A 25,618-nucleotide genomic window follows, 5' to 3' on the forward strand; every position below is an offset into this window, starting at 1 on the left:
ACATTCGCGAAAATATCCAAAAAGACGTTCAAAAATACCCAGAGAGACATTCATGAAGATTTTAATCGCCCCCGACTCGTTCAAAGAAAGCTTAGAAGCACTGGATGTTTGCCGCGCCATTCAATCTGGTTTTAGTCAGGTATTTCCTGATGCTGACTATACGCTATTGCCAATGGCAGATGGCGGTGAAGGCACCTCTGCAGTATTGTCTTATGTGCTAGGCGGACGCTGGAAAGACGTTAGAGTACATGATCCTTTAATGCGACCGATCACGGCTAAATACTTGCTATTACCGGATAATACTGCCGTCATCGAGATTGCTCAAGCCTGTGGATTACATTTGTTAAAGGCAACAGAACGTAACCCTGTTACTACCAGTAGTTATGGTGTCGGTGAATTGATTGCTGATGCTTTAGATGAAGGCGCCAAGCGTATCATCATTGGCCTCGGTGGTAGTGGAACCAATGACGCAGGTCTTGGCATGCTCATGGCACTGGGTATGACATTTCATGATGTCAATGACAGCTTGCTCACTCATGGTGGTGGCGCACTTGCCCAGCTGCATAGGATTGATAATCGTCATCTTAATGCAAAGGTTCTCGATACGGTATTTGAGGTCGCTTGTGATGTGACCAACCCATTATGCGGACTATTGGGCGCGAGTGCCGTGTTCGGGCCGCAAAAAGGCGCTTATCCAGAGCAAGTCAACGAACTGGATAAGGCTCTGAGTCACTTTGCGGCTGTGTGCGACCAGCAAGGCTATGATGATTGCCAAAATGTCGAAGGCGCAGGAGCCGCTGGAGGTCTTGGCTATGCGATGATGACGTTTTTTAACGCGCAGTTAAAATCAGGGTTTAACACCGTCGCCGAAGTAGCTCATTTGTCTGAGCATATCGCTGAGGCTGATCTGGTCATCACTGGTGAAGGTAAACTAGACGTACAGACTGCCATGGGTAAAGTGGCAGGCGGTATCAGTCATATTGCTAAAGCCAGTAATACGCCTGTCATCGCTATCTGCGGCAGTGTAGACGGTCTAAAACATGCGCAAACCAGCCAATTCGATGTCATCATGCCAAGTATTCAAAAGATAGATACCCTCGATAATGTGCTGAGTCAGGCTTATGACAATATCGAAACGACAGCAGCTAATATTGCAGCAGCCATCAAATTAGGTCAGTCAATGGCATAATTTAGATTTATAATTTATAGTCAGCGTATGTATCCATTAATACTATGTTGACCTTGCTCTATTTCTATAGCCATTTCTTTACTTCATCAATGACAGTATGCATTCTATTAGAGAGTGCCTGCTGTCGTCTTATGGCAAGATATAGCGTCTCGCTAACGGCAACGGGCAGATAGTGACTGTGAATAAGCTCAGGCTTTGGATAAGCAGCCACTGCGTGTGCAGGTAGCACGGTAAACCCAAGTCCCCTGCTGACGGGCTCTAAAATCAAACCTATCTGATTAGAAAAGCCTTTTTTCTTAAAATCATTGATATGTTGGAATTGCTCATAATTAGCAGTCAGTAGCATGCCTGCATGATGTGCACCATCTGGATGATCAATAAATCCAAGCTCAATGAGCTGCTCCCAACTTGGCTCTACTGTAGCCGCAGGTGTCACTAGTATCAGTGATTCTTGCGCCACGGGTTTGCAGCTAACTGTCTCATCCCCTGAGATATCCGTCATAAAACCAATATCAATCTCGTGATTTGCCAGTGCTCGTTCGATATCAGCATTGGGTGCAAAGCGATAATCAATCACTAGATTCGGATGCTGCTGCTGAAGTGTCAACAGCTGCGGATACAGCTTAAGCCCCACACTACCCGGTGACATCAGTCGCACTAGACCTTCATAAGGTGGATCCTCACCGATTCGCTGCTCTAGATTTGATAAGCGCTGCAATATCTCGCCTGCTTCTTTATACAGCTGCTCACCTGCATTAGTCAATGAGAACTGCTTTCTTTGTCGAATCAACAAGGCCGTATCCAACTGCTCCTCTAGCTTACTTATGTGCTGGCTCACACCGGACTGCGTCATGTATAGACGTTCAGCCGTACGAGTAAAGTGCCCAACTTCAGCAAGCGTGCAGAAGGTACGTAGCCATGTGATATTTATCATTACATTTAATACTTATCTTTATAATAAATGATAATTTTACGTAATTATCTTCTGTTTGTATACTGGCCTCACGTTAAACAAGAGTACAGCAAACAGGAGCACAATATGAACAACGTTTATCCAAGAAGCTTTTCGCACATCGGTCTTTCAGTCCCTGACCTAGATGCAGCCGTGAAATTCTATACTGAAGTAATGGGTTGGTATACCATCATGGAACCAACTGAGATTGTCGAAGATGACAGTCCGATTGGCGAGATGTGTACTGAAGTATTCGGTTCAGGTTGGGGCAGCTTCCGTATCGCTCATCTATCTACTGGTGACCGTATTGGTGTTGAGATTTTTGAATTCAAAAATCAAGAAAACCCTGAAAATAATTTTGAATACTGGAAAACTGGTATCTTCCACTTCTGTGTCCAAGATCCAAATGTTGAAGAGCTGGCTGAGCGTATGGTTGCAGCAGGCGGTAAAAAGCGTATGGAAAAACCACGTTACTACTACCCTGGTGAAAAGCCATATCGCATGATTTATATGGAAGACCCGTTTGGCAACATCGTTGAAATTTATAGCCACAGCTACGAGCTTATCTATAGCGAAGGCGCGTACTAAATTTATATTCCATTCCAGATAAATCAGATAATAAAATAACTACCTAAAAAATAGCGCCCTCAAATCATGAGGGCGCTATTTTTTAGGTAGTTATTTCAAGCAGTAAATCATTTTGAACACGTCACTAATTTATTGATTGCTATTACTTTAATACGATATCGATGGTGAAGCCATCACAGCTCCTAAGACTATAAATGCAAAAGCTACCAATGATTTCAAAAATGGTGACTTACATTCTGGCCAGCGAGTGATAATAAAATATAAATTGGCAAATGGAAGAAACAGATACAAAAGCCCCCAGAGTATTGATTCTTGAAAAGCAATGATAATTAACTTAATGCTATAAACAAGAATCATAATACCTGCAATTATAAGTATAATAGAACCTAAAATTTCCACGTGATTTTCCTCAAAAATATCTAATAAAAACAAAATACAACCAGCTAAAAATATTCATAGTATTGGTGTTATGAGTGCTGAAGACATTACAGCTTCTCAAAATACATTGATTATCTCAAAATTGTTTCTGTCGTATAGTAACAGGTAACACAAAAATTCATAATTTTATAAGACATAAGTTGATCAAATTTATTCTAGACTACTTCGATAGCTTATAAAAAGTGCTGACAACCAATCCATGAGAAGACAAAAAAAATAAAAAGGCCATGATATCGCTATCATGGCCTTTTTTATTTAGTACAGGTGCTATGAGTAATTTTTACTCAGCAGCGATGGCGATCATCTCAACCAATAGCTCAGGGCGTGCTAGGGCTGACTCGCCACAAGCACGGGCTGGAGGCTGAATGCCTTCAAACCATTTGTCATAGACTTCATTCATAGCAGCAAAATCTGCCATGTCTTTAATCCAGACCGTTACTGACAGCAGCTTTGATTTGTCACTACCGACTTCTTCTAACAAAGTTTGGATTTTTTCCAAACAAGTCAACGTTTGCGCTTTGATATCGTCTTCTGCATTACCCACCTGACCACACAAATATACGGTCTGGTTATGGACGACAATTCTGCTCATACGTGGCGTGCTATGTAGCTTCTTTATCATGTTATATACCTTCAATTTATTAACTTAAGTCTGAGATAAATCTAGCAAATACGCTCTTATTTCGAAAAACGCTGAGCACTAAATGGGGCAAGGTCTACCAATAATGGCTTTTCATGAATCATTTCTTCAACCAAACGCCCTGTCATAGGCCCTAAGGTGAAACCCTGATGACTGTGACCAAATGCGAACCATAATTTGTCATGCTTGTCTGCAGGACCAATAACTGGCTTCATATCAGGCATACAAGGACGTGATCCTGCCCAAGCTTCAGACTCTACCGCGTCTTCTAATGGTAAAATTTTGCGAGCCAGCTTCAGTACGGTTTTTAATTGACCAAAGTTCTTTGGTGCATCCATAGTAGTCATCTCAGCACCCGTTGTGATACGAATACCTTGCTGCATTGGACCCATTACGAAGCCTTTGTCCATATCAAACATACTGTGATTGATGGTGTTTTTTTCCGTCACTTTGAAATGCTGATGATAACCACGCATTGGGAACAATGGCAGGTTATAACCTAGTGGTCTGATCAAGTCGTTCGACCATGGACCCGCTGCAATGACCAACTTATCACTATAGTAAGTGTCATTATCAGTGATGATTTTCCAGCCTTCACCATCTTGTACGATTTCTTTTACATCGCTCTCTTTGATCGTGCCGCCCATCTCTTGGAAATTTTTTGCATACGCTTTGACTAGCGAGCTTGGGTTCGATACTTGCCAAGAGTTTTTCCAATGAATCGCACCAACGAAACCTTCAAAATTGGCACTAGGCTCCATGGCTTTTAGTGCTTCAAGGTTTAGTACGTTATGCTCAACCCCTTGGTTACGTGCATCAATAGCTGCTGCTTGCGCTTCTTTAAACGTCTCTTCAGAACGATGCAGCTGTAACCAGCCGTCACGCGTGATTAGCTCGTCAGCACCAGATGCTTCAATCATCGTTTGATGTTCGCTGGTGCAATGCTCAATCAGTGTCTGCCACTCTGATTCGATTTGCTTAACAGTCGCAGGTACAGAGTATTTCCAGTATTGTAGCAGCGCTTGATGGTAACGCAGAATCGCTGGGATACGATAGCGAATATCAGTACCTTGGTTCGGTAATACTCTGATCATCTCAGTCAATTGACGAGGAAAAGGATGGGTATGAATGGCTTCGCGCTGAATCAATCCAGCATTACCATACGAGGTCTCTGACCCTGGCAGTTTCTTGTCTAGCATCAATACTTGTGAATTGTTTTTTTGTAAATGCCACGCAACTGACGTGCCAACCATACCTGCACCGATAACGATCACTTCATAGCGCATAACCTATCCTTTTCTTAGGGTGTTAATACAGAGTATCAAATATGAGGGTCTAACAGAATTAGGTGGTAATAGTAACGCATTGAGCTAGATATTAAACCCTTATCTGAAAAATATTTTTGGGTTGAACACTTTTAGTTATGGGGTTTTCGAAAAGGTATTTTTGATAGGAATGAAACTCAAAGCTATAAAATGATATGTAGAAATACTTAATAAAAAAATTAATTAATAATATCAATAATAAGGACTGCTAACGATAATTTTAACAAATATCAGTTGCCATCTATCGATATAAATTTCTGTGCTATAGTTTGGTTTTTTCTTAAAGTTATTTATCTTTAAATACAGAGTAAGTGATATTAAAAAGATAAAATTAGCATGATTTCAGTGATATTAATCGATGTTTTTTGATGATTGGGAAAATTTAATAGATGAGTATTTACGCACAAAGACTGGCCTCTCAGATTGAATTCATCAAACAATGCGCTTTGATGAAAAAAGCACCTACTCAAGACTTTACGAAGCACAGTGACTTCACTTGTACAGAAGAGCAAGTATTAGGCCTGCCTGGTATTAGCCTAAATATCACAGATGATAGCGCTGAAAATGTTTGGCTACGCCTAGAACGATTACGTGAAAACTCATCGCCTAAACCTAGCAGCTCGCTGTTAGCAAATTGGTTAGTATCGCCAGTCAAGTTTGGCGATCGCCCCTCCCTAAAAGAAAAAACATCTGTACAACCCTTCATCGATAATGGTCTGATATCTACAGAGGTATTCACTCCGTTTGAAGTTGACAATAATCGTAAAAATGAATCGTTAGAGGTAGAGATTTATTTAAAAGACTTTCCTGAAAAAGACATGGTACAAGATGAATTCAATACGTACCTCAAAGATATTTGGCAACCTTGGCTAGCACAAGAGAAACTCGTTCGCCAAAGCATTGCTTTGTATTCTAGCTTATTTATGCTTAATCAACAGCTTCAGGGCAATCTCGCCGATGCACAGCTAGAGCTGGTATGGGGTGTGGGTATTGCCATACGAAAAAGCACTGATGATGAGCAAAGTAGCAAACAAATAAAGTATCCCCTATTGACGCAATCTGTTGAAATTACCTTAGATCAAAAAACGATGGCGTTACTCATCAAGCCTACCCTATCTGCTCCCACGCTCGAAACTGAACCTTTCTCTATAGAAGAAAATCAAGGTTTGGCCAAGTTATTAAAGAACAGCAAAGAATTTTATGATTCAGAAGACGTGTTATTAAATCCTTTTTTGCCAAGTAGCTATGAGCCTATCTTAAAATCAGCCGTTACTTTGCTTGACTCGTCTGGCGTTTATCAGCCAGACCATACTGGTGTAGATGATCGAAAAATACCTAAAGCGCAGAACAACCTAATCGTCACTGGTACTTGGGTCATTATGGCGCGCCCCAGAAGTAACAATATATTTTTGCAAGATTTGAACAATTTATCCATTCAGCTCGAAACAGCCACTGATATCGATTTGCCGAGCGCTCTTAAAGCAATGCTGACAGAACCCGCCACAGAAAATAAAGACATCATATTGCCTGCTTATCGTGGTCTATCTATGGTCAGTGGCAGTGATAGCTACACTGGCATGCCAGCCGAGCTATATTTCCCTAAAGCATTTAACGATGAACAAGTACAAATCATACAACAGTTGGATGTTCAAGATGGCGTGGTCGTTCAAGGTCCGCCTGGTACAGGTAAGACCCATACTATTGCCAATGTCATTTGTCATTACTTAGCACTTGGCAAGCGGGTACTAGTCACGTCGATGAAAGACCCTGCACTAAAAGTGCTGCAAGGACAATTGCCTGAATCTATTCGCCCGCTCGCCGTTAGCCTGCTGACCAGTGAAAACGAGGGTCTAAAGCAGTTTGAACATACCATCAAAAAAATATCGAGCGAAGTATCTAGTATCAACCGTGAGGCCTACAAAAAAGACATCCTCATGTTTGACAATCAAATTGATACCATCCATGCACAGTTGGCCAGCACGGATAATAAAATTACGGCTTGGGCACGGTTAAACCTTGATGATATCACCATCGATAATGAAACGATCAAGCCCATAGATGCCGCGACTGAAGTGGCTCGAAACCGGCAACTTATCGAAAGCTTTCCAGATAAATTGAGCATAGAAGAGATATTTAAGCCTCGATTTACTCATGCTGATATCACAGCGCTAAAAGACGCAAGAGTAAACCTCAGCCATGACTTGAGTTATCTTGATAAAAAGATTCCTGCTGTTGCAGACATGCCGCCTACCAACGCTATAAAGCAACTTCATAAGGATTTAAGTTACCTCAATGAGTCGCAAGCAGCTGAGCAACAAGGAGAACTACCAAGCTTAATCAATGACAGTGCTAGCACGCTAGATATTGCTCACGAAGTCGCTTCTCATACATCTCGTTTAACTGATCTGCTGCAAAAAAGTGCAACTGTTGGGCAGAGCTGGACGACGGATATTCAGCAGCATTTAGCTAATGAGACCAAGCAAGACATCATCGGGCATCTAACTATACTAAACGATGAAATCAAAGCGCTTTTTGATGAGAGAACTATTTATTTAACCAAACCTATTACAATGACTGATGATTTTGATAGAAATCCAGAGCTCGTTGACGCGGTGAAAAATTTATCTGAAGGCAAAAAACCATTTGGTCTCGCTGGTATTTTTGGTAAGTCTGCTGAAAAGAAAAGCCTTGAGTCTATTACGATAGTCTCATCAGCACCATCAAGTACGGCAGATTGGCAATATATATACAGCTTTATAACGTTTAGAAAAAAAGCTCAAGCGCTTATACTTCGCTGGAATGCCTTATCAAATGAGCTGTTCCTACCAATATTTGAGGTATCGCCTAATAACTTGTCTGTATTACATTCAGCCGTTCATCTATATGACGAAATAGTTGCTAGTAACCACTTACAGCACAGTATCAAGCAAGCATTAAGCACTATATTCATAGATTGGGATGTTATTTCTGCAGCACCTTATGACACGGATATTTTGGCTGAGATTGAAAGTGTTCTTAAACAACATCTAAAAAGACATAGTCTGGCTGAAAGTCTCACGTTAAAAGAGACATTACTTGATAACCTCGCTGACTGTAAAGGCAATATCAGTGAAAAAATGACGGCCTTTGTCACTCAAAATATTGGTGACCCGAGCTTATCTGATGATCAACTACAAGCAGACTATCAAGAGCTGTTGAATGAGCTGCAACGCGTGAATAACCTTGCAACAGACTTACAGACAGTCACTGACATTACCCAGCTCATTGAAGATAACGGTGCACCACTTTGGGCAAAAAAATTGCGTTTTGAACCTTGTCATAACTCTCAAGGCACATTGGCATCGAATCACTGGCAATCAGATAGCTTGCAACCTGATGAATTACTGCCGGATAACTGGCAACAAATTTGGCGTCTTAATCGATTAACAAGCTTTATCGACAGTATCGATGGTCGTAAGGAATTGGTTCAACTGGCCAAAACTCGTGGCAATTTAGAAATAAATCTGGCAAGACTCTATCAAGAAGCCATCACCAAAAGAGCTTGGCTAAAGGTCGCAGAAAATGCGACGCCAGACGTGAGAGCATCTTTAGAAAAATACCGCTCTGCCATTATGCGTATCGGTAAGGGAACAGGCAAAGGTGCGTACTATTATCGCCGTGAAGCGCGCGAAGCCTCTGCGGGAGCAAGTGCTGCTATTCCATGTTGGATTATGCCGCATTATCGTATTTCTGAATCCTTGCCAGCAGAATTTGGCAGTTTTGACTTGGTTATCATCGATGAAGCGTCTCAATCTGATTTAACGGCGTTGCCAGCCATTATGAGAGCCAAAAAAGTATTAATCGTTGGTGACGATAAGCAAGTATCACCAGAAGGCGTCGGTCTCGATATCGAAAAAATTCGCAATCTGATGTCACAGTACTTAAGCAACCAAGTCCCAGTTTATCGCTCACAAATGTCACCTGATCGCTCAATATATGATTTATTTAAAGTCGTTTTTGCAGATAGCAGTGTGATGCTAAAAGAACATTTTCGCAGTGTTGCACCTATTATTGAGTTCTCAAAACGTGAGTTTTATAACCATGAGCTGATACCTTTGCGTAAAGCCAAACCCTCAGAGCGCTTGGACCCGCCATTGATTGATATTTATGTCACCGATGGCTATCGTCTTAAAGGCTCTGATATTAACCCATCAGAAGCCAGATTTATTGTCGATGAAATCAAAACCCTCGTCTCTGACCCAGCTTACAAAGGTAAAACCATCGGTGTTGTCTCATTGCTAGGCAATAAGCAAGCACACAACATTATGGAGATACTCAATAAAGAGTTGGATGAAGCCGTGATGACCACTTTTGATATTGCCTGCGGTGATGCTAGAACCTTTCAGGGTAAAGAGCGCGATATCATGTTTTTATCATTAGTCGTGGCACCCGGAGCTGCCCATGCACAAACGAGAGACACCTTCGCCCAGCGGATGAATGTCGCGGCCTCACGAGCGCGCGATAGAATGTATTTGGTGCGCAGTATTGAACTGGATGAGCTAAGCCAAGCCGATCACTATCGATCAGCGCTTATCAAACACTTTCAAGCACCTTTCATGCAGGATGAAGAAGAAGTTTCTGATTTGCGCGATAAATGTGAGACCCCCTTTGAAACAGAAATCTTTGATCTTCTGATTGAGAGAGGCTATCGAGTGGTTCCGCAGGTTAAAGCAGGTGCTTACCGAATTGATATGGTTGTCGAAGGTGAAAACGATAACAGCTTAGCCATAGAATGTGATGGTGATAGATATCATGGGCCTGACAAATGGGACAGCGATATGCAACGTCAGCGTATTTTGGAGCGTGCGGGCTGGAAATTCTGGCGCTGCTTTGCCTCCACTTTTGTCACTCGTAAAAGTGAAGTCATCCAAGATCTATTAGCAGAATTGGAACGTTTAGAGATTTATCCAATCACTACCGACACAGCATATAGCAGCTCATATGTTGAATCTAGAATCGTCACTACTGTTGATGCACCACAGATCGATATTGAAACTGAAATTGATGCCAACCTAGATAGTAAAACGTAAACAGAGACTGACACTTAAATATATACAATTCAGTCAATGCCAGTATAGTGGTAATATACTCATAATATCACCACCATACTGGATCATCATTCTCCTCTCTCATCTGTTTAGAAGTTTCGACGGTGACCTCATCCGCAGATAGCTCCGCGATAAAGCGTGATGGCTTGTCAAAATACCCTGAATAACTGGCAAAGTAATCAGGCGCAGTGAGATACAGTCTGGTCTTAGCTCGACTACAAGCAACGTAGAATAATTTTCGTTCCTCTTCTAACTCCTCAAAATCATCCAACGAGCGATGATGCGGCGTAATACCATCGACCAGTGAATTAACAAATACCACTGGCCACTCTAGCCCTTTCGCACTATGAATGGTCGAAATAGTGACTTTATCTTTGCTTTCTTCTTCAGGTTGACTGGTTGTCGCGACCGAGTCATTGGGTGGGTCAAGTGCCAAATTTTCTAAGAAGTTATCAAGGCTGCTGTGCTCTGTTGCCAAATTTTTAAGCACACGGAAATCCTCATTACGCTCTCGCCAATTCTCTTCAATCGTTTTTAAGACAGGAATATAGAACTCTAAAATCAGCTCAATGACCGTCTCGACTGATTCAGCCTGATTTGCCTTAGTAAGCGTATTGTATAAAGGCTCAAGCTGTTCGCTTTTTTTAGCAAACTTCGCTGTGAGTAGTGGCTCAAAGGAGTTATTATCGGCATTAATCGCTTGGGTCAAACGCGTCGCGGTGACTGTCCCAACCCCTTGGAACAAGGTCAAAATACGATGCCATGCAATCGTATCATTAGGGTTATAAAGAATTTTAATAAAGGCTAAAACATCTTTGATATGTCGCCTTTCAACGAACTTTATACCACCCACCACGATAAATGGAATATGACGCTCCATAAACTCTAGCTGGACATAGTTAGACTGAAACGACGTACGGCACAGTACCGCAAAATCATTGTAGTCATGATCCGACTTTAGCTCGATAATTTTATCAGCGATATATTTGGCTTCTTTTGTCTCATTGCTTAGGGGGCTAAATATTGGCTTGTACCCACTTATCGATGCGCCAGAGTACAGTTGCTTTTGGTAGCCTAGCGTGATTTGCGCTGACAAGGCATTGATATAATCTAAAACAGCGGGCGTACTACGATAATTTTGTTCGAGCTTAATGAGCTTGGCATCAGGATAGGTCTCACCGAATAACAGAATATTTTCGTAATTGGCACCGCGAAAAGCATAAATACTTTGATTGTCATCACCGACCACCATCAGTGATACCGACTCAGGTTCACAAATCAAATCTATCAGCTGCTTTTGCGGAATATTGGTGTCTTGATATTCATCAACCATGATATAGCGATATTGGTTTTGTAGCATTTGCCGAAAGGTGTCGTTGGTCTTCAAATGGCGCACAACTTGGCTAATTATGTCATCAAAATCATAGAGATGATTGGCACGCTTATACTCATGAAAATCGACCGCCAATTGCTCGATAATCGGAATATGTACGGCGATATCAGGATAACTGCTTTCGATTAAATCGCGGATATGAATGCGTCTATTCCGAGAGCTAGAAATAATATTTTGCAATGTTTTCTTACGTGGAAAGGCCTGGCTTTTGGTTTGCGCAGGATACTTTTTTTCTTTATGAATTAAGTCGATGGCATCTTCACTATCGCCAGTATCTAAAATCGTAAATCGCGGATTGATACCCAGCAGCCCTGAATACTGGCGCAATAGCATATTGCAAAACGAATGAAATGTACCACTAGTGATATCGTTGAGCCGCTTATCAGTTGGTAGTTTATCCTTGGCCAAATCTTCATCAGATAAACTATTGGTCAATAAAGTCTTTGCACGACTTTTGATTTCATTGGCGGCTTTACGCGTAAAGGTCAGTAGCAAGATGCTTTTGGGCGTAACTCCGTTCTCTAACAAATAACTGGTGCGGTACGTTAGCGTTTTAGTCTTACCTGAGCCAGCTCCTGCTATAACCAATACTTTGCCTTCGATAGTCGTGGCTGCTAATAATTGGTCAGGATTCAATTCGCGGGCATAGTCTACTTTTAATCCTAATTCACCACTCAACCTTTGATTGAGTAACTCAATATTTGCATCGTCATCAGCATCGATTAAATTTGCCTCTAGCTTTTTAATCGCCTTTTCTAGACGTGCCAGCTTGGGCTTAATCTCGATGAAATTCTGCGGATAATTATAGTGGCGCGTGTCAAAGATCGTGGTAGTCATTATAGAATTTTGCCTTTCATTTTATTTTAGCTGCATTTGACTGAGAGCATTTGGTGTTCATAATGAGGATTGCTCGTAAAGTGTAGCGAGTCACAGATGCTTGTCTTTTATACGCCTACAAGCCAAACTATCGCTTTATAGCACAGCTTACCATAATCGATAAAACAGCAAAATTGTCAGTAATGACCAAAAGCAAAATCTCAGTATACAATACAACAACCTCACCCCTATTCCGGTAAATTTGCTACAATGTGCCCAATTTTGATTTATCATTTAACCAATCTTTATACCAACTGATTTTATTAATACATTGAGAGAATGTTATGGGTTTTAATTGCGGCATCGTCGGCCTACCAAACGTGGGTAAATCCACCTTGTTTAATGCGTTGACCAAAGCGGGAATCGCCGCTGAAAACTTTCCATTTTGTACCAAAGATCCCAACACGGGTATCGTACCAGTACCAGATCCACGCCTAAAGAAACTGGCTGATATCGTCAATCCTGAACGCGTACTACCAACGACGATGGAGTTTGTTGATATCGCAGGTCTAGTCGCAGGCGCGTCAAAAGGCGAAGGCATGGGCAACCAGTTCCTAGCTAATATTCGTGAGACTGACGCGATTGCTCACGTCGTACGCTGCTTTGATGATGACAACGTCGTTCACGTCGATGGCCGCGTCAGCCCGATTGATGACATCGAAACCATCAATACCGAACTTGCATTGGCAGATTTAGAGGCCGTTGAGCGCGCTATATTCAACTTGACCAAAAAAGCCAAAGGCGGTGATAAAGACGCTAGTGCTATGCTTGATATCTTCAAAAAAATCGAGCCATTGCTAGCAGAAGGTAAAGCAGCACGTGCAGCAGATCTAGATGCTGATGAGAAAAAACTCATCAGAAGCTATGGTTTAATCACACTAAAGCCTACGATGTATATCGCTAACGTCGCTGAGGATGGGTTTGAAAACAACCCTTACCTTGATGCCGTTCGCAACTATGCGACTGGTGAAGACTCTATCGTCATCGCTCTATGTAACCAAATCGAATCTGAAATCGCTCAGCTTGATGAAGACGACAAAAAAGACTTCCTAGCTGAGATGGATATGGAAGAAGCTGGTCTTGATCAAGTCATTCGCGGTGGTTATGACTTACTTGACATGCAAACTTACTTTACCGCTGGTGTTAAAGAAGTACGTGCTTGGACCGTCGCTATTGGCGCAACCGCACCGCAAGCTGCTGGCGTGATTCATACTGATTTTGAGCGTGGTTTCATTCGTGCCGAAGTTATTGCTTATGATGATTTCATCGAACACAATGGTGAAAAAGGCGCAGCTGCTGCTGGTAAATCACGTTTAGAAGGCAAAACATACATCGTGCAAGATGGCGACGTGATGCATTTCCGTTTTAACGTATAACTTTAAGCGTTAAATAGCATTTAAAATTAATGAGCCGATGATGGATATTCTCTATCATCGGCTTTATTTTGTGCATTAATTGTTATATTATAACATATCTTTATTTTTGCTTATTTGAGGACGTATATTATGGCTGCTTATTTCTCTTTTTCTAAACTCGCAGGTGCTGCGCTCATAGGCAGTGTGGTGACAGGCTCACTATTGGGCTGTCAACCTAGCACTGACGCTGAGGTAGTAACCGCTGTAGATGATCATGAAGGGCATGAGCACGAAGAGCATGACGAACACGATCATGATGAGCACGAAGGACATGAGGGTCATGACCACGAAGGACACGATCACGAAGAACATGAAGGGCACGATCATGATGAGCACGAAGGCCATGACCATGCCAGTGCAGGCACACCATTCTCTTGTGAGCCTACTGCTACTATTGATGTTTCTTACGGTAACGACAGTACGCCACAGACAGCGACCCTGCTCATCGATGGTCTAGAGTATTACTTGACTGCTGCCTCTGATCTCAATGAAAGCACCGATAAAAAAATCTATATGAGTGATATTGGCCTAGATGATACCCATGGCATCATCTGGCAAGTAAATGGTGACAAGGCAACACTACTCAATAAAACATTGGACGGTAATGTGGCTATCGAAAAGGAAGACGTCCTTTTTAACTGCCAGAAATCTTAATGTAGTTCTCTGACTATATATCTGTACCAAGGGCGCTATTTTGCTATGCTATAGACTCCCTTGGTTTCGGATATTTAATATGCTAAGTACACCCACCTCTTTGTCATCCCCTACCGTCCAATGGTCTCATCTCCTCAACTCACAGCGTCTTGGCGCTTCCAAAAAGTTTAACGCCAATACGAGTACCCGCTCTCAGTTTCATAAAGACTATGACAGACTGGTGTTTTCACATTCCTTTCGACAGCTCAATCAAAAGACCCAAGTCCATCCGTTGACCAATCAGCTCGGGATTCACACTCGCTTAACGCATTCGCTTGAAGTCTCGTGTATTGGACGTTCTTTAGCAATGATGGCAGCAGAAAAGCTCCATGATAAATTAGGCAATGGCTTACCATCAGGTATCTCGCCAGCGGACGTCGGCGTTATTGTACAAGCCGCCTGCCTCGCTCATGATATTGGCAACCCACCTTTTGGTCATGCAGGAGAGTATGCCATTCGTGATTGGTTTATCAATCCGGATCGTCACACTGTTTTGCAAGCTTTGAACAGCAACGAGCGCTTGGACCTATTAGCATACGAGGGTAATGCTCAAGGGTTTCGGCTATTGGCACGTAATGAGCACCATCCGGACAAAGGTGGCATGCGCCTTACTTGTGCGACCTTAGGTGCCTTTATGAAATACCCTTGGCTAGCGACACATAGCAACGATACCTCTCACAGCTTACATTCAGGCGGCATTGCAACCAACGTGCAAAAATTTGGCTGCTTTTATAGCGAAGCGGATCAGCTAGAAGAGTTAGCAGCTTGCTTGAATCTGCCGCGCTCAGAGCAACATGATGGCTTTGCCAGACACCCACTGGCGTATTTGCTAGAAGCAGCCGATGATATCTGTTACGCGCTCATAGATTTAGAGGACGGCATCAACCTTAACATGCTCACTTACGAGGAAGTCGCCACGATATTTTATGAGCTGATTGGTGAGCGCCCTAATAGTATTAACTTACCAGCACACATGTCCGTTAGGCAGAGTCTTGCCTCATTGCGAGCACGTGCCATGATGCGTTTGGTAAACACGGTGACCGACGCCTTTGTCTCCAATAGTGATGCCTTGCTTGCCGGAAAACTCCAAGGCAGTTTATTTGACCACTGTGATATCAGTGTACAAAGTGGTATTAACCAAGCTAAGCAGTTGGCACGTGAGAAAATATTCAATCACCCAAACAAAGTACGAATGGAGCTAATGGCCAACCAATGCTTGCATCGTTTATTAGATGCTTTTATGCCATTGGCTTGGACAGGTAGTAGAGTAACATCTGACCCTCAATCTATGTCCTTTGAGCAGCAACGTCTGTCTATGCTGCTACAACCTCACCTTTGCGAACATCGCCGCGAGTTATCAGATAATACTTATCACAATATTTTAAATATTTTAGATTTTATTACTGGCATGAATGACCATGAAGCGTATCGATTGGCGCAGGAATTGCAGGGTCATTGGGGCACAATGGTTTAAAAGACCAGTGTATGGTTTAGTAAATGAATACAAGTTGCGTATTTCATTCGTATTTTTGCGCTGAAATGAGTATGATAAACACCTACCGGACAATTTTGAAATATTATGAGCAGTCGCGAACAAAAGAAACTTCAAACTCGGCACGCCTTTTTTAATGCCGTACTCGATTTATGTATGACAGGGCAATCTTTTAGCTCTATCAGCCTAAGACAAGTCACGCGTGAAGTCGGCGTAGTACCGACCGCATTTTATCGACATTTCGATGATATGGAGTCGCTCGGACGTGCGTTGGTGGTTGAAGAGTTAGGAGGCACATTGGCCATATTAAGCGATAGCTTACAGATTGGCCGCAAGCGTAGCTTCGATCGTCAAATTGCCAAGAGTATTCAGCTGTTTTTATATATGGTGAGCGATCAGCCTTATTACTGGCAGTTTTTGGTCAGTGAACGTTATGGCGGCTCAGAGTCTGTCCGAAAAGCCATCAATGAGCTCACAAAGAAGCATGCTCAAGGCTTGGCAGATGACCTAGCACTGCAGCCCGCATTTACTCATATCAATGACTATGACCGTCGGTTATTGGCTGAAGCTGGGGTCAATATGTTCTTTTCTTGGATTATCGACTGGTTGGAGTTGACGTATACGGAAGACCATGATGACGAGATCGACTTGAACGAGATTGAAGAGAATAAACAGATGATGCTGCATAACTGTACTCGTCAAGCACAGATGCTGTTTTATGGTGCTTATAACTGGAAATCTACGGAAGAAACCCTATTAGAAGACTAGCGTGCTGTAGGGCTCGGCATGCTTCATTAATTTTTGAAAGCTATAAAAAACTAAGAGCTGTGTGTTGCCATGATAAATATGACAACACACAGCTCTTATAATGATATTGCTTATGACATTAAAACTGAATAGACAGTATTAAGAGGCAATAAACCGCTTAATAATTGGTATTGCGATGCTCTTCTGACTCAGTCTCAATTTGTTCTACCAATTCCTGCATATCCTCATCCATCACCTCATCGTCCACAGCAGGATAATGACTAGGCAACTCTAGTATTTGCTGGACAAACGCATAACGCAAAGTATCTCGGCGACCCAAGTAACGCTGGTAAAAGCTCGAATTCAATAGTCCAGCACCGCCTTGACCCATGGCCCAAATAGACGATAGATAATCTCGCGTACTCAAACTGCTGTGCTCATCTTTCAAATAAGCACTGATGATATCAATCAAACGTTTCATACGCTGACGACGGATATCATACAACTCACCAAATAATCGATTGAGCCCTGTTACCGATGCAGCCAAACGCTCTTCGATTTGATTCAGTAGCATTGCTTTTTGTGGATTGAACAGCTGCTGAAAAATCATCCGAGCGACACCTGCCGATGGACAATCATCAATACGATTGATATTAAACAGATGCTCTTCGTAACGAATAATAATACGCAAATAGAGCTCATCTTTGCTGGAGAAATGCTTATATAGTGTCCCTTTAGCCAAATCTAGCTGGTCTGCCAAACTGTCTAAAGTGATATCACCATCGCCCGACTCAAGTAGCAATTGCTCTGCCATTGCTAAGATATTTTCTTCTCGTACCTTGAACTGATGCTGACGACTCATAGTCTCTCCCAAAACTTAATAAGATTAAGCATATGACTGTCGTTTGCGTTAACACACTAACATCAAGAGTATGGAGCCATACAGAGACTGCGCGAGGTCGACAAGGAATATGCTCATATTTTCTAATATAGTCATTAGCAATCATATAATTACGTCTGCTTGGAGCAGGTCATTATAAGGCTACATGGTAAATGACTGATTGGTCATAGCATAACCATTTTAATGATACTGTGCCAGTAAATTTTCAAAGTTTTTTGCAGTCAATGCACCAACGTCTTCACTACTACAGCCATACATCTCTGCGATACAACTGGCCACGTAGGGCACATAGGCTGGCTCATTAGGTTTACCACGTTTAGGCACAGGCGCTAGATAAGGGCTATCGGTTTCGATAAGCAGTCTGTCTCTAGGCATATTTTTTGCGGCGTCTTTGATTTGTTGCGCACTCTTAAAACTGACGATACCTGAAAATGAAATATAAAACCCTAAATCGAGTGCTTTTTTTGCAGTCTCCCAATCCTCGGTAAAGCAGTGGATAATACCGTGTTCTGCTCCTTCAGATTTTAAGATGTCGATTGTATCTTCTTTAGCATCACGCATATGGATGACGAGTGGCTTTTTCAGACTTTGACTGGCATGGATATGACGGGCAAGGCTGGCTTGTTGTTCTTTTTTATTTTCCGTTGACCAGTAATAATCTAATCCTGTCTCTCCTATTGCCCATACATGATCAACACTGGCCGTTTCTATCAGGCGCTCAACGGTCGCTGATTGTAATATAGCCATATCTTCACAAGGATGAATGCCCACACTCATACCAAGATTCAGTGTTTCATCCGCATACGTTTTGATAATGTCAGCGATATCATCATATTCGGCAAAATCACACATAATCGCCATCGCACGAGTGACATTGGCTTCTTTCATAGCGGCTATTGCGCCAGACATTTGGCCATCGTACTTTGTTAAATCTAAACGGTTAAGGTGACAGTGAGTATCAGTAAACATAAAAATCTCGTTAATAAAAATTGATAAATAAAAGATATTAAAGTTAAAGCTTCGAATATAGTTGATTCAGTTTAAAAGAGATACAAGGCAACCGAGTGCAGATGTATATCTGATACTTCAAGCAAGGTTAACGCTGTAACTATTTTATAGAGGATTGACTATAGATAACTGTATTTATTGCTCTAGAATAGGCTATTTTCAAGTGCTGTTTGACGGTACACTATAAAACGCTTAACCAGCAGACACTTTTATCCTTTTGACGACTTGCATAAGCCCTTTATTATGACCCATAAAAAAATCATTACCCTGCCTCCTATTATCAAGACATTATTGCCCAAACAGCTGTACGGACAACGGTTTTTATTACAAGACAAAGGGCATCGTAACCATATCGATATTGCCGCAGATGCACGTATTATTGGCAATTCAGTTATTACCATTCGTCAAGGTGATGACAATCAAATTAATATCGGTGAGCATGGTAAATTTAATAAGCTAAAAATAGACATCAATGGCAGTCATAATCGCATAACCATTGGAGAGAAGGTTAAATTCTCTGGGCAATTATTGATTGTTGGTAATCATTTGCACATTCATATAGGTAACCATACTACGGCCATTGACTGCTATATTTTGGCACGTGATAAAAGCGTGACCATTGGTGAATCTTGCATGATATCTCGTGGTATTGAGATTCGTGCTACTGACGTCCACAAGGTTTATGATATAGAGACCAATGTACGAGTAAACAAAGCACATTCTGACGTCATTTTAGGGGACCATATCTGGATTGCTGCCAATGTGACCATTTCTAAAAATGTCTCTATTGCTAGTGGCTGCATTATCGCAGCTGGCTCGTTTGTCAACAAGCCAGTCGAAACACCAAACTGCATGGTTGCCGGCACGCCAGCCAAAATCATTCGTCAAAATGTACGTTGGGAGCGCTAAAAGCGGTTCACGATTTGATCCTTAATTAAGGGGTACTACTCGCATTACCTCTTCTATGGTCGTTACCCCTTCACTAATACGTTTTGCACCAGACAACCTTAGTGGCTGCACACCTTCACGGTACGCTTGCTGCTTAAGTACGTCTAAGCTCGAGTCAGCTGCAACCAGTTTTTTTAGCTCGTTTGACAACGGCATGATTTCATAGAGGCCCACACGCCCTTGGTAACCTGTATGACGGCAGTGCTCACAACCATTTGCAGTATAGATTTGTGCTGGGGCTGGCGCGCGCCAAGGCTGTACCAACTCTTGCCACTGAATCGCAATCTCACTATCTGGCGTGACATCAACGGCTTGCTTGCAATGCGTACATAATGTACGTAGCAGGCGCTGTGCCATCACTCCTAGTATAGTAGCAGAGGTTAAAAACGGCTGAATACCCAAATCATGCAAACGAGTGAGAGAGCTGGGTGCATCATTGGTGTGTAACGTCGAAAGCACCAAATGCCCAGTTAGAGAAGCTTGCACAGCCATATTTGCCGTTTCTGCATCACGAATCTCCCCGACCATAATGATGTCTGGATCTTGACGCATCAAGGAGCGAATACCCTCCGCGAAATGCAAATCAACGCCTGGATTTACCTGCATTTGGTTAAAAGCAGGCTCAATCATCTCGATAGGATCTTCAATCGTACAAACGTTAACCTGCTCTGTGGCGAGCTGCTTGAGCGTACTATATAACGTAGTGGTTTTACCCGATCCCGTTGGACCTGTGACCAAAATAATACCGTTGGGATGCGCCGTCAGCTCATGCCACGTCTCAAGCTGCTTGCCGGATAAGCCAAGCTGCGCAAATGAACGCACCAGTACTTCAGGGTCAAATACACGCATGACCAATTTTTCACCAAACGCAGTAGGCATGGTAGAAAGACGTAGCTCAGTTTCTAACCCTTTTGGCGTACGGGTTTTTAGTCGTCCATCTTGTGGTTTACGCTTTTCTGCGACATTAAGTCGTCCTAAGATTTTGATTCGTGCCGTGACCGCAACGATAATTGCTAAAGGCATCTCATAGACGGTATGCAGCACGCCATCGATACGAAAACGTACCTTGCCAGTCTCACGCCGCGGCTCTAAATGAATATCACTGGCACGCTGCTCAAAAGCATATTGCAACAGCCAGTCAACAACTCTGACGATATGTTGATCGTTCGCATCGGGATTGGTGTTATCACCTAATTGCAATAACGCTTCGACATTGGTGACATCAGCTGCCGCACGCTTGTGAACACTATTCGCGCCTGCAATGGCTTGCGTGACTTGATAGAACTCTTGTCGATAACGATTAATCTGTTCAGGATTAATATAGACCGTACGATAAGTTTTAGATTTAATCAGCTTTTCAATATTTGAGTGCCAATCGGTATGAAACGGCTGATCTGTGCCGATGACGACTTCATCTAGTGTGACTTCAATAGGCAAAATATGCTGTGAGCGTGCATATTCGAAGGACATCAGCTGCGTCACAGCAGGGACATCAACTTTTAGAGGGTCGATACGCACGAGTGGCATACCCGCTTTAGCAGCCAACCATTGATTGAGCCACGGCAATGTTAATTTGCTCTCAGAGTCACTATCAAGCGCATGGCCATTTGGTAAACCAAACTCGTTGATGGTCAACAGTGGATGCTGTGTCTTATCACGGCGACTAGTAATGACTAAATTATAGCCCCGTTGGTCAATAACTTTATCTGCCAACAGCTCATCTAGACACCAACGTAAATCAATCACTATTGAATATTTCTGCTCAGACATATTTTTCTTCTTTTATCATTTTAGAGTATATAGTCGAGAATGATATCAATTCATATCACTTCTACAACGGCGGTTATTTGTAGCTCATCTACCGCTATCAACTGAAAGCTCACATCAACAGATTTATAGCGCATGGTAAACGGCATATTTATTTGAGTACGACGATACGCTGGACGAGGATCTTGCGCAATGAGTGCCTTAATAATATCGATATCAGAGAGTAATAATTGACTTTGCATCTGATGCATAAGCGTCGTAACCGTATCCTGCTCTATATTTATCTCTTCGTCATTATTAATAAGCTGTCCAGTATTAGCTAACGCTAAAAACTGCTCGTAAGCAGATTCAGTTATCGTCACCGCTAACAGCTCAGGAGCAGAAGGTGCAAATCCACTCTCTGCCTCTACAAGCGCATCGCTATACGCCACATACGGTTTAATATCGACAATAGGCGTACCATCTATCATATCCGCACCGCTAATAATAAGAAATGCTCGTCCCTGTATTACCTCTACGCGCTCAAGCTTGACGACAGACAATCCTAGTGCCGACGGACGATACATACTACGACTGGCAAACACACCTATTTTTTGATTGCCACCTAATCGTGGTGGTCGTACTTGTGGGCGAAAGCTACTATCTGCCTCATTCACAGCGTTGTCTTTTATTTTATAGTTATGATGAAACTGCCAGCTGATCCAGATATGGCTAAACGCTTCCAAGCCCACGAATGCTGCTGGTGTATCGTAAGGCGCGAGCATTTCGATAACACTGGTTAGCGCTACCAAATTTGGCTGACGTGGCGCACCAAATTTTTGTGATAATGGTGCACGGTGATAGCCCACTATGGGTGCATGATGATGGTTATCTAACTGTGCATCGTCACCAGACATAAAAGTCTCCAAGAAATCTACTAATAACCAAAACCTGCCAATATAAACCAGTTTTATCCAGTGATACACAATTACTCACTAACGATATTCCATTTTATCATGCCACATAGTAGCGGCTAGGCGGATTTTTATTTTAAATTTTGGTATTATGAGCGAGAATTATTATTGAGAATAGATTGCATCACGATAATAGTGGCCTTTATCTCATTAATAAGATATAAAATATACGTCGACATTTGGACACTGCCTGACCATTTAATCGTCATCATAATAAAAATTTGATGCAGTGCTAACCCCTAATGACACATTCAATTAATACTGTTGACGCACACAGCGACTACTTAACGAGGACTTTATGTCAAAACTTCGCACCGAAACGGTTACAGAGGTTCGTCATTGGAATGACTCTCTATTTAGTATAAAAACCACTCGCGACGACGGCCTACGTTTTCGTAATGGTGAATTTGCGATGATTGGTATCGTCGTCGATGGCAAGCCATTATTACGTGCTTACTCGATTGCTAGCCCCAATTATGAAGACCAATTAGAGTTCTTCTCTATTAAAGTGCCAGATGGCCCACTGACCTCACGTCTGCAACACATTAAAGTAGGTGATGAGCTGTTGGTTAGCAAAAAACCGACAGGGACACTGGTACTAGATGATTTATTACCGGGCAAGCATTTATACATGCTTTCAACTGGCACAGGACTGGCACCATTTTTGGCGTTAGCACGTGACCCTGAAGTGTACGAGCGTTTTGATAAAATCATTTTGGTACATGGCGTACGTCATGCCAAAGATTTGGCCTATCGTGAGATGTTCGAAACCGAGTTGGCCAATGATGAAATCTTTGGTGAATGGTTCCGCGAAAAATTCATTTACTATCCGACTGTGACTCGTGAAGAGTTTAGAAACCAAGGCCGTATCACTGACCTTATGAAATCGGGCAAGTTCTTTGAAGATATTGGCTTACCACCGATGAATAAAGAAGATGATCGTGTGATGATTTGCGGTAGCATGCCATTCAACGCAGAAGTTTCTGCTATTTTGGATGACTTTGGTCTAACCGTCTCACCACGTATGGGTGTTCAAGCAGATTATGCAGTTGAACGTGCCTTTGTAGGATAAGTGATATATAGAATACATAGGCTTTTTTTGATTTAATCGCAAATTATATAAAATAATTCTTGACGATCAAAAATAGCCTGCTATAATACGCAGCCTATACAGAGTTAACCCTGTAGCCCAATTCGATAATACCTATCTGATAGATATTATTACCTAACATGCCAGTGTGATGGAATTGGTAGACATGACGGATTCAAAATCCGTTGCCTAATAAGCGTGTCGGTTCGAGTCCGACCACTGGTACCAATACATAGTCCTATACTATCTTATAGAACATCTAGAGCCCCTGATATCAGGGGCTCTGTTGTATCTGGCGTTCCATACTGTCCTGCTCTATCTATCCCAATCCATGCACATTGAGTGTACTGAATTTGAAGAACCATTCTGCTCTGCTAAAACAGTCATACTTTCAAAGAACTCATCGGCTCCAGCTGACAAAGTTATGCCAAGTGATAACCTCATGGCTAACACTTGATAAATAAATGTCTGTTTTAATTTTTTAGAATGACAGTTTCTACTATTCAATTAGCGACAACTCATCACAACTCGGCTGATATCCGTTGTCACAAGATTTGCTATACCACTCTTGGGACTTAGCTTTATCCTGCTCCACCCCTCTGCCCTCAAAGTACATCAAGCCCAGACTGTTCTGCGCTTCGGCTATTTCTTGATTTGCAGCTTTCAGATACCATTCAGCCGCTTTTGCATTATCAATTTTAACCCCTCTACCAGTTTCGTACATATCACCAATATTGTTTTGAGCTCCCGCATATCCTTGAGCAGCAGCCTTTCTTAGCCATTTGAGTGTCTCTGCATAATCCCGACTCACCCCTTGGCCTTTATCGTACATTCCAGCGAGATTATACTGAGCTAGTGCAAAACCTTTATCGGCTGACTGCCGATACCATTCAACTGCTTTATCATAATCCTGAGGAATACCTTCGCCGTGCTGATAAAAAGCGCCAAGATTAAATTGAATCTCAGCATTTCCCTGATTGGCAGCTTTTTCATACCACTCAATGGCCTTGGCATCGTTTTGACGTACACCAGTGCCATTGCTGTACATCTCTCCAAGTGCATATTGGGAAAATGCCCTTCCTCTATTAGCAGCGGCTTTAGTCCATTCAAATGCTTTAACATCATCTTGACTAACATCATCACCGGTACTGTACATATAGCCAAGAGTGGCTTGAGTAGTAGCGAGTCCTTTGTTCATTAAAGTATTTACAATGCCAAGATCTGCAACAGCAGGTATGGTTAAACCACTTGATAATCCTACTATCATCATTTTATGAATTAATATCTTATTAAGTTTTTGCATGACAACTATTCCTTCTCATTCAGTTTTTGATGAGCGTCGCAGCTGAGCTTATAGTTGATTTGATTTAAAAGTAGTACCAGGCAACTGAGTTTAGAGGCCTATGTAATACTTTAAGCGAGGTTAATGCTGTAATACTTTTATAGTGGAATGAATATATCACCATTTTTTTAAGCTTTGCTGTACCAATCTATCAATGCGACCTTGTCTTTAGTGATACATCCGCGTTCCATATATAAACATTTGTTCTTTATAATATATCGTTTATCTGACTCTGTTATTGATAAATACGAAAAAATAAACCGCATCACTCTTAGCGTTAAGGCCGATTAACAGGTTTAGGATGAACGCTCAACAATACTAATATTAATTCACTCTGCAATCTCACTTTCTATTCACATTACCCCCAACTGTTTCAGCTGCACTTCCTTAGGGAGTGTTTGATCGTAACGATCAGAGCTTTTATTAATCATTGAAAGTGATCCATGAAAAATTAAGCTATAAAAAATTGTCGATTTGTACTACTAGATTGTTCTTCGAACTTTACTCAAAAAATAACATGGAAAATACTCTCAAAGAGACCCATCCGCCTTTATTTAAAGCTATAACTTTTAGTAATAGATAATTGAAATGTTTAACGTAAAAATTAGCTTTAACTTGAATAAGAATATCAGTAGCATGAAATTAAGACTCGATCAGGAAGATCAGTTTAAGGCATTTAATATGCCTTTCTCACAACAAGGAGCAGTTAATGTTATATCCCTATCCAAATACAGAAAAAAGCCAAGTCCAATTCCGAGAAAAATATGACAACTT

The 25,618-nt window shown here is 41.9% G+C and carries 19 protein-coding genes and 1 tRNA gene; 10 read left to right on the forward strand and 10 right to left on the reverse strand.

Annotated features, from left to right (window positions below; genetic code table 11):
- The first annotated feature begins 52 nt into the window (after positions 1 to 52).
- Positions 53 to 1,189, forward strand: a complete 1,137-nt coding sequence (locus I6E61_RS09660; protein WP_197133878.1) for a glycerate kinase — start codon at positions 53 to 55, stop codon at positions 1,187 to 1,189.
- A 64-nt stretch (positions 1,190 to 1,253) separates the two neighbouring features.
- Here the strand turns inward: I6E61_RS09660 and I6E61_RS09665 are convergent, their stop codons facing one another.
- Positions 1,254 to 2,123 carry a LysR family transcriptional regulator gene (locus tag I6E61_RS09665; RefSeq protein WP_197133880.1) on the reverse strand — a complete coding sequence of 290 codons (870 nt, stop codon included), beginning with the start codon at positions 2,121 to 2,123 and terminating at the stop codon, positions 1,254 to 1,256.
- A 105-nt stretch (positions 2,124 to 2,228) separates the two neighbouring features.
- On the opposite strand from I6E61_RS09665, the gene I6E61_RS09670 reads away from it, so the two are divergent.
- Positions 2,229 to 2,729 carry a lactoylglutathione lyase family protein gene (locus I6E61_RS09670; RefSeq protein WP_194197411.1) on the forward strand — a complete coding sequence of 167 codons (501 nt, stop codon included), beginning with the start codon at positions 2,229 to 2,231 and terminating at the stop codon, positions 2,727 to 2,729.
- A gap of 147 nt (positions 2,730 to 2,876) precedes the next feature.
- On the opposite strand, the gene I6E61_RS09675 is transcribed toward I6E61_RS09670, so the two are convergent.
- The 3 genes from I6E61_RS09675 to I6E61_RS09685 form a co-directional block, all read right to left on the reverse strand.
- Positions 2,877 to 3,128, reverse strand: coding sequence for a hypothetical protein (locus I6E61_RS09675; RefSeq protein ID WP_320158584.1), 252 nt, complete (start codon positions 3,126 to 3,128; stop codon positions 2,877 to 2,879).
- Positions 3,129 to 3,447: 319 nt separating this feature from the next.
- A complete protein-coding gene (locus I6E61_RS09680) occupies positions 3,448 to 3,786 on the reverse strand; it encodes a RidA family protein (protein ID WP_197133983.1) in 339 nt (112 codons plus the stop codon).
- 59 nt (positions 3,787 to 3,845) lie between these two features.
- A complete protein-coding gene (locus I6E61_RS09685; protein ID WP_197133882.1) occupies positions 3,846 to 5,093 on the reverse strand; it encodes an FAD-binding oxidoreductase in 1,248 nt (415 codons plus the stop codon).
- Positions 5,094 to 5,521: 428 nt separating this feature from the next.
- Here I6E61_RS09685 and I6E61_RS09690 point away from each other — a divergent pair, with 428 nt between their 5' ends.
- Positions 5,522 to 10,201 carry an AAA domain-containing protein gene (locus I6E61_RS09690; RefSeq protein ID WP_197133884.1) on the forward strand — a complete coding sequence of 1,560 codons (4,680 nt, stop codon included), beginning with the start codon at positions 5,522 to 5,524 and terminating at the stop codon, positions 10,199 to 10,201.
- Positions 10,202 to 10,268: 67 nt separating this feature from the next.
- Here I6E61_RS09690 and I6E61_RS09695 read toward each other — a convergent pair whose 3' ends face one another.
- Complete coding sequence (locus I6E61_RS09695; protein ID WP_197133886.1) at positions 10,269 to 12,449, reverse strand: ATP-dependent helicase; 2,181 nt, start codon at positions 12,447 to 12,449, stop codon at positions 10,269 to 10,271.
- Positions 12,450 to 12,772: 323 nt separating this feature from the next.
- Between I6E61_RS09695 and ychF the strand changes: the two genes are divergently transcribed.
- The 4 genes from ychF to I6E61_RS09715 all read left to right on the forward strand — a co-directional run bounded on the left by ychF (position 12,773) and on the right by I6E61_RS09715 (position 16,856).
- Positions 12,773 to 13,864, forward strand: a complete 1,092-nt coding sequence (gene ychF, locus I6E61_RS09700) for a redox-regulated ATPase YchF (RefSeq protein ID WP_197133889.1) — start codon at positions 12,773 to 12,775, stop codon at positions 13,862 to 13,864.
- Positions 13,865 to 13,993: 129 nt separating this feature from the next.
- Positions 13,994 to 14,557, forward strand: a complete 564-nt coding sequence (locus tag I6E61_RS09705; RefSeq protein ID WP_197133892.1) for a hypothetical protein — start codon at positions 13,994 to 13,996, stop codon at positions 14,555 to 14,557.
- Between the two features lie 79 nt (positions 14,558 to 14,636).
- Positions 14,637 to 16,070, forward strand: a complete 1,434-nt coding sequence (locus I6E61_RS09710; RefSeq protein ID WP_197133894.1) for a deoxyguanosinetriphosphate triphosphohydrolase — start codon at positions 14,637 to 14,639, stop codon at positions 16,068 to 16,070.
- A gap of 105 nt (positions 16,071 to 16,175) precedes the next feature.
- On the forward strand, positions 16,176 to 16,856 hold the full coding sequence (locus I6E61_RS09715) for a TetR family transcriptional regulator (RefSeq protein WP_110923082.1): 681 nt from the start codon (positions 16,176 to 16,178) through the stop codon (positions 16,854 to 16,856).
- Between the two features lie 157 nt (positions 16,857 to 17,013).
- Here the strand turns inward: I6E61_RS09715 and I6E61_RS09720 are convergent, their stop codons facing one another.
- Complete coding sequence (locus I6E61_RS09720) at positions 17,014 to 17,697, reverse strand: TetR/AcrR family transcriptional regulator (RefSeq protein ID WP_194197404.1); 684 nt, start codon at positions 17,695 to 17,697, stop codon at positions 17,014 to 17,016.
- Between the two features lie 219 nt (positions 17,698 to 17,916).
- Positions 17,917 to 18,705, reverse strand: a complete 789-nt coding sequence (locus I6E61_RS09725; RefSeq protein WP_197133896.1) for a TatD family hydrolase — start codon at positions 18,703 to 18,705, stop codon at positions 17,917 to 17,919.
- Positions 18,706 to 18,987: 282 nt separating this feature from the next.
- Here I6E61_RS09725 and I6E61_RS09730 point away from each other — a divergent pair, with 282 nt between their 5' ends.
- Positions 18,988 to 19,653, forward strand: coding sequence for an acyltransferase (locus tag I6E61_RS09730; protein WP_197133899.1), 666 nt, complete (start codon positions 18,988 to 18,990; stop codon positions 19,651 to 19,653).
- A gap of 21 nt (positions 19,654 to 19,674) precedes the next feature.
- Here the strand turns inward: I6E61_RS09730 and I6E61_RS09735 are convergent, their stop codons facing one another.
- Together I6E61_RS09735 and tsaA are read right to left on the reverse strand one after the other, a co-directional pair.
- Positions 19,675 to 21,462: a GspE/PulE family protein gene (locus I6E61_RS09735; protein ID WP_197133901.1), complete on the reverse strand. Its 1,788-nt coding sequence runs from the start codon at positions 21,460 to 21,462 to the stop codon at positions 19,675 to 19,677.
- A 50-nt stretch (positions 21,463 to 21,512) separates the two neighbouring features.
- Entirely contained in the window at positions 21,513 to 22,355 is an 843-nt protein-coding gene (tsaA, locus tag I6E61_RS09740) for a tRNA (N6-threonylcarbamoyladenosine(37)-N6)-methyltransferase TrmO (RefSeq protein WP_197133903.1), read from the reverse strand.
- 355 nt (positions 22,356 to 22,710) lie between these two features.
- Here tsaA and I6E61_RS09745 point away from each other — a divergent pair, with 355 nt between their 5' ends.
- Positions 22,711 to 23,484, forward strand: a complete 774-nt coding sequence (locus tag I6E61_RS09745) for a ferredoxin--NADP reductase (RefSeq protein ID WP_110923088.1) — start codon at positions 22,711 to 22,713, stop codon at positions 23,482 to 23,484.
- Between the two features lie 160 nt (positions 23,485 to 23,644).
- Positions 23,645 to 23,730 (forward strand) — tRNA-Leu (locus I6E61_RS09750).
- Between the two features lie 271 nt (positions 23,731 to 24,001).
- On the opposite strand, the gene I6E61_RS09755 is transcribed toward I6E61_RS09750, so the two are convergent.
- Positions 24,002 to 24,805 (reverse strand): tetratricopeptide repeat protein, encoded by an 804-nt coding sequence (locus tag I6E61_RS09755; RefSeq protein WP_197133905.1) that lies wholly within the window; start codon positions 24,803 to 24,805, stop codon positions 24,002 to 24,004.
- Positions 24,806 to 25,618 lie beyond the last annotated feature (813 nt).

The sequence above is a fragment of the Psychrobacter sp. NZS113 genome (assembly GCF_015864825.1).
Taxonomy (GTDB): domain Bacteria; phylum Pseudomonadota; class Gammaproteobacteria; order Pseudomonadales; family Moraxellaceae; genus Psychrobacter.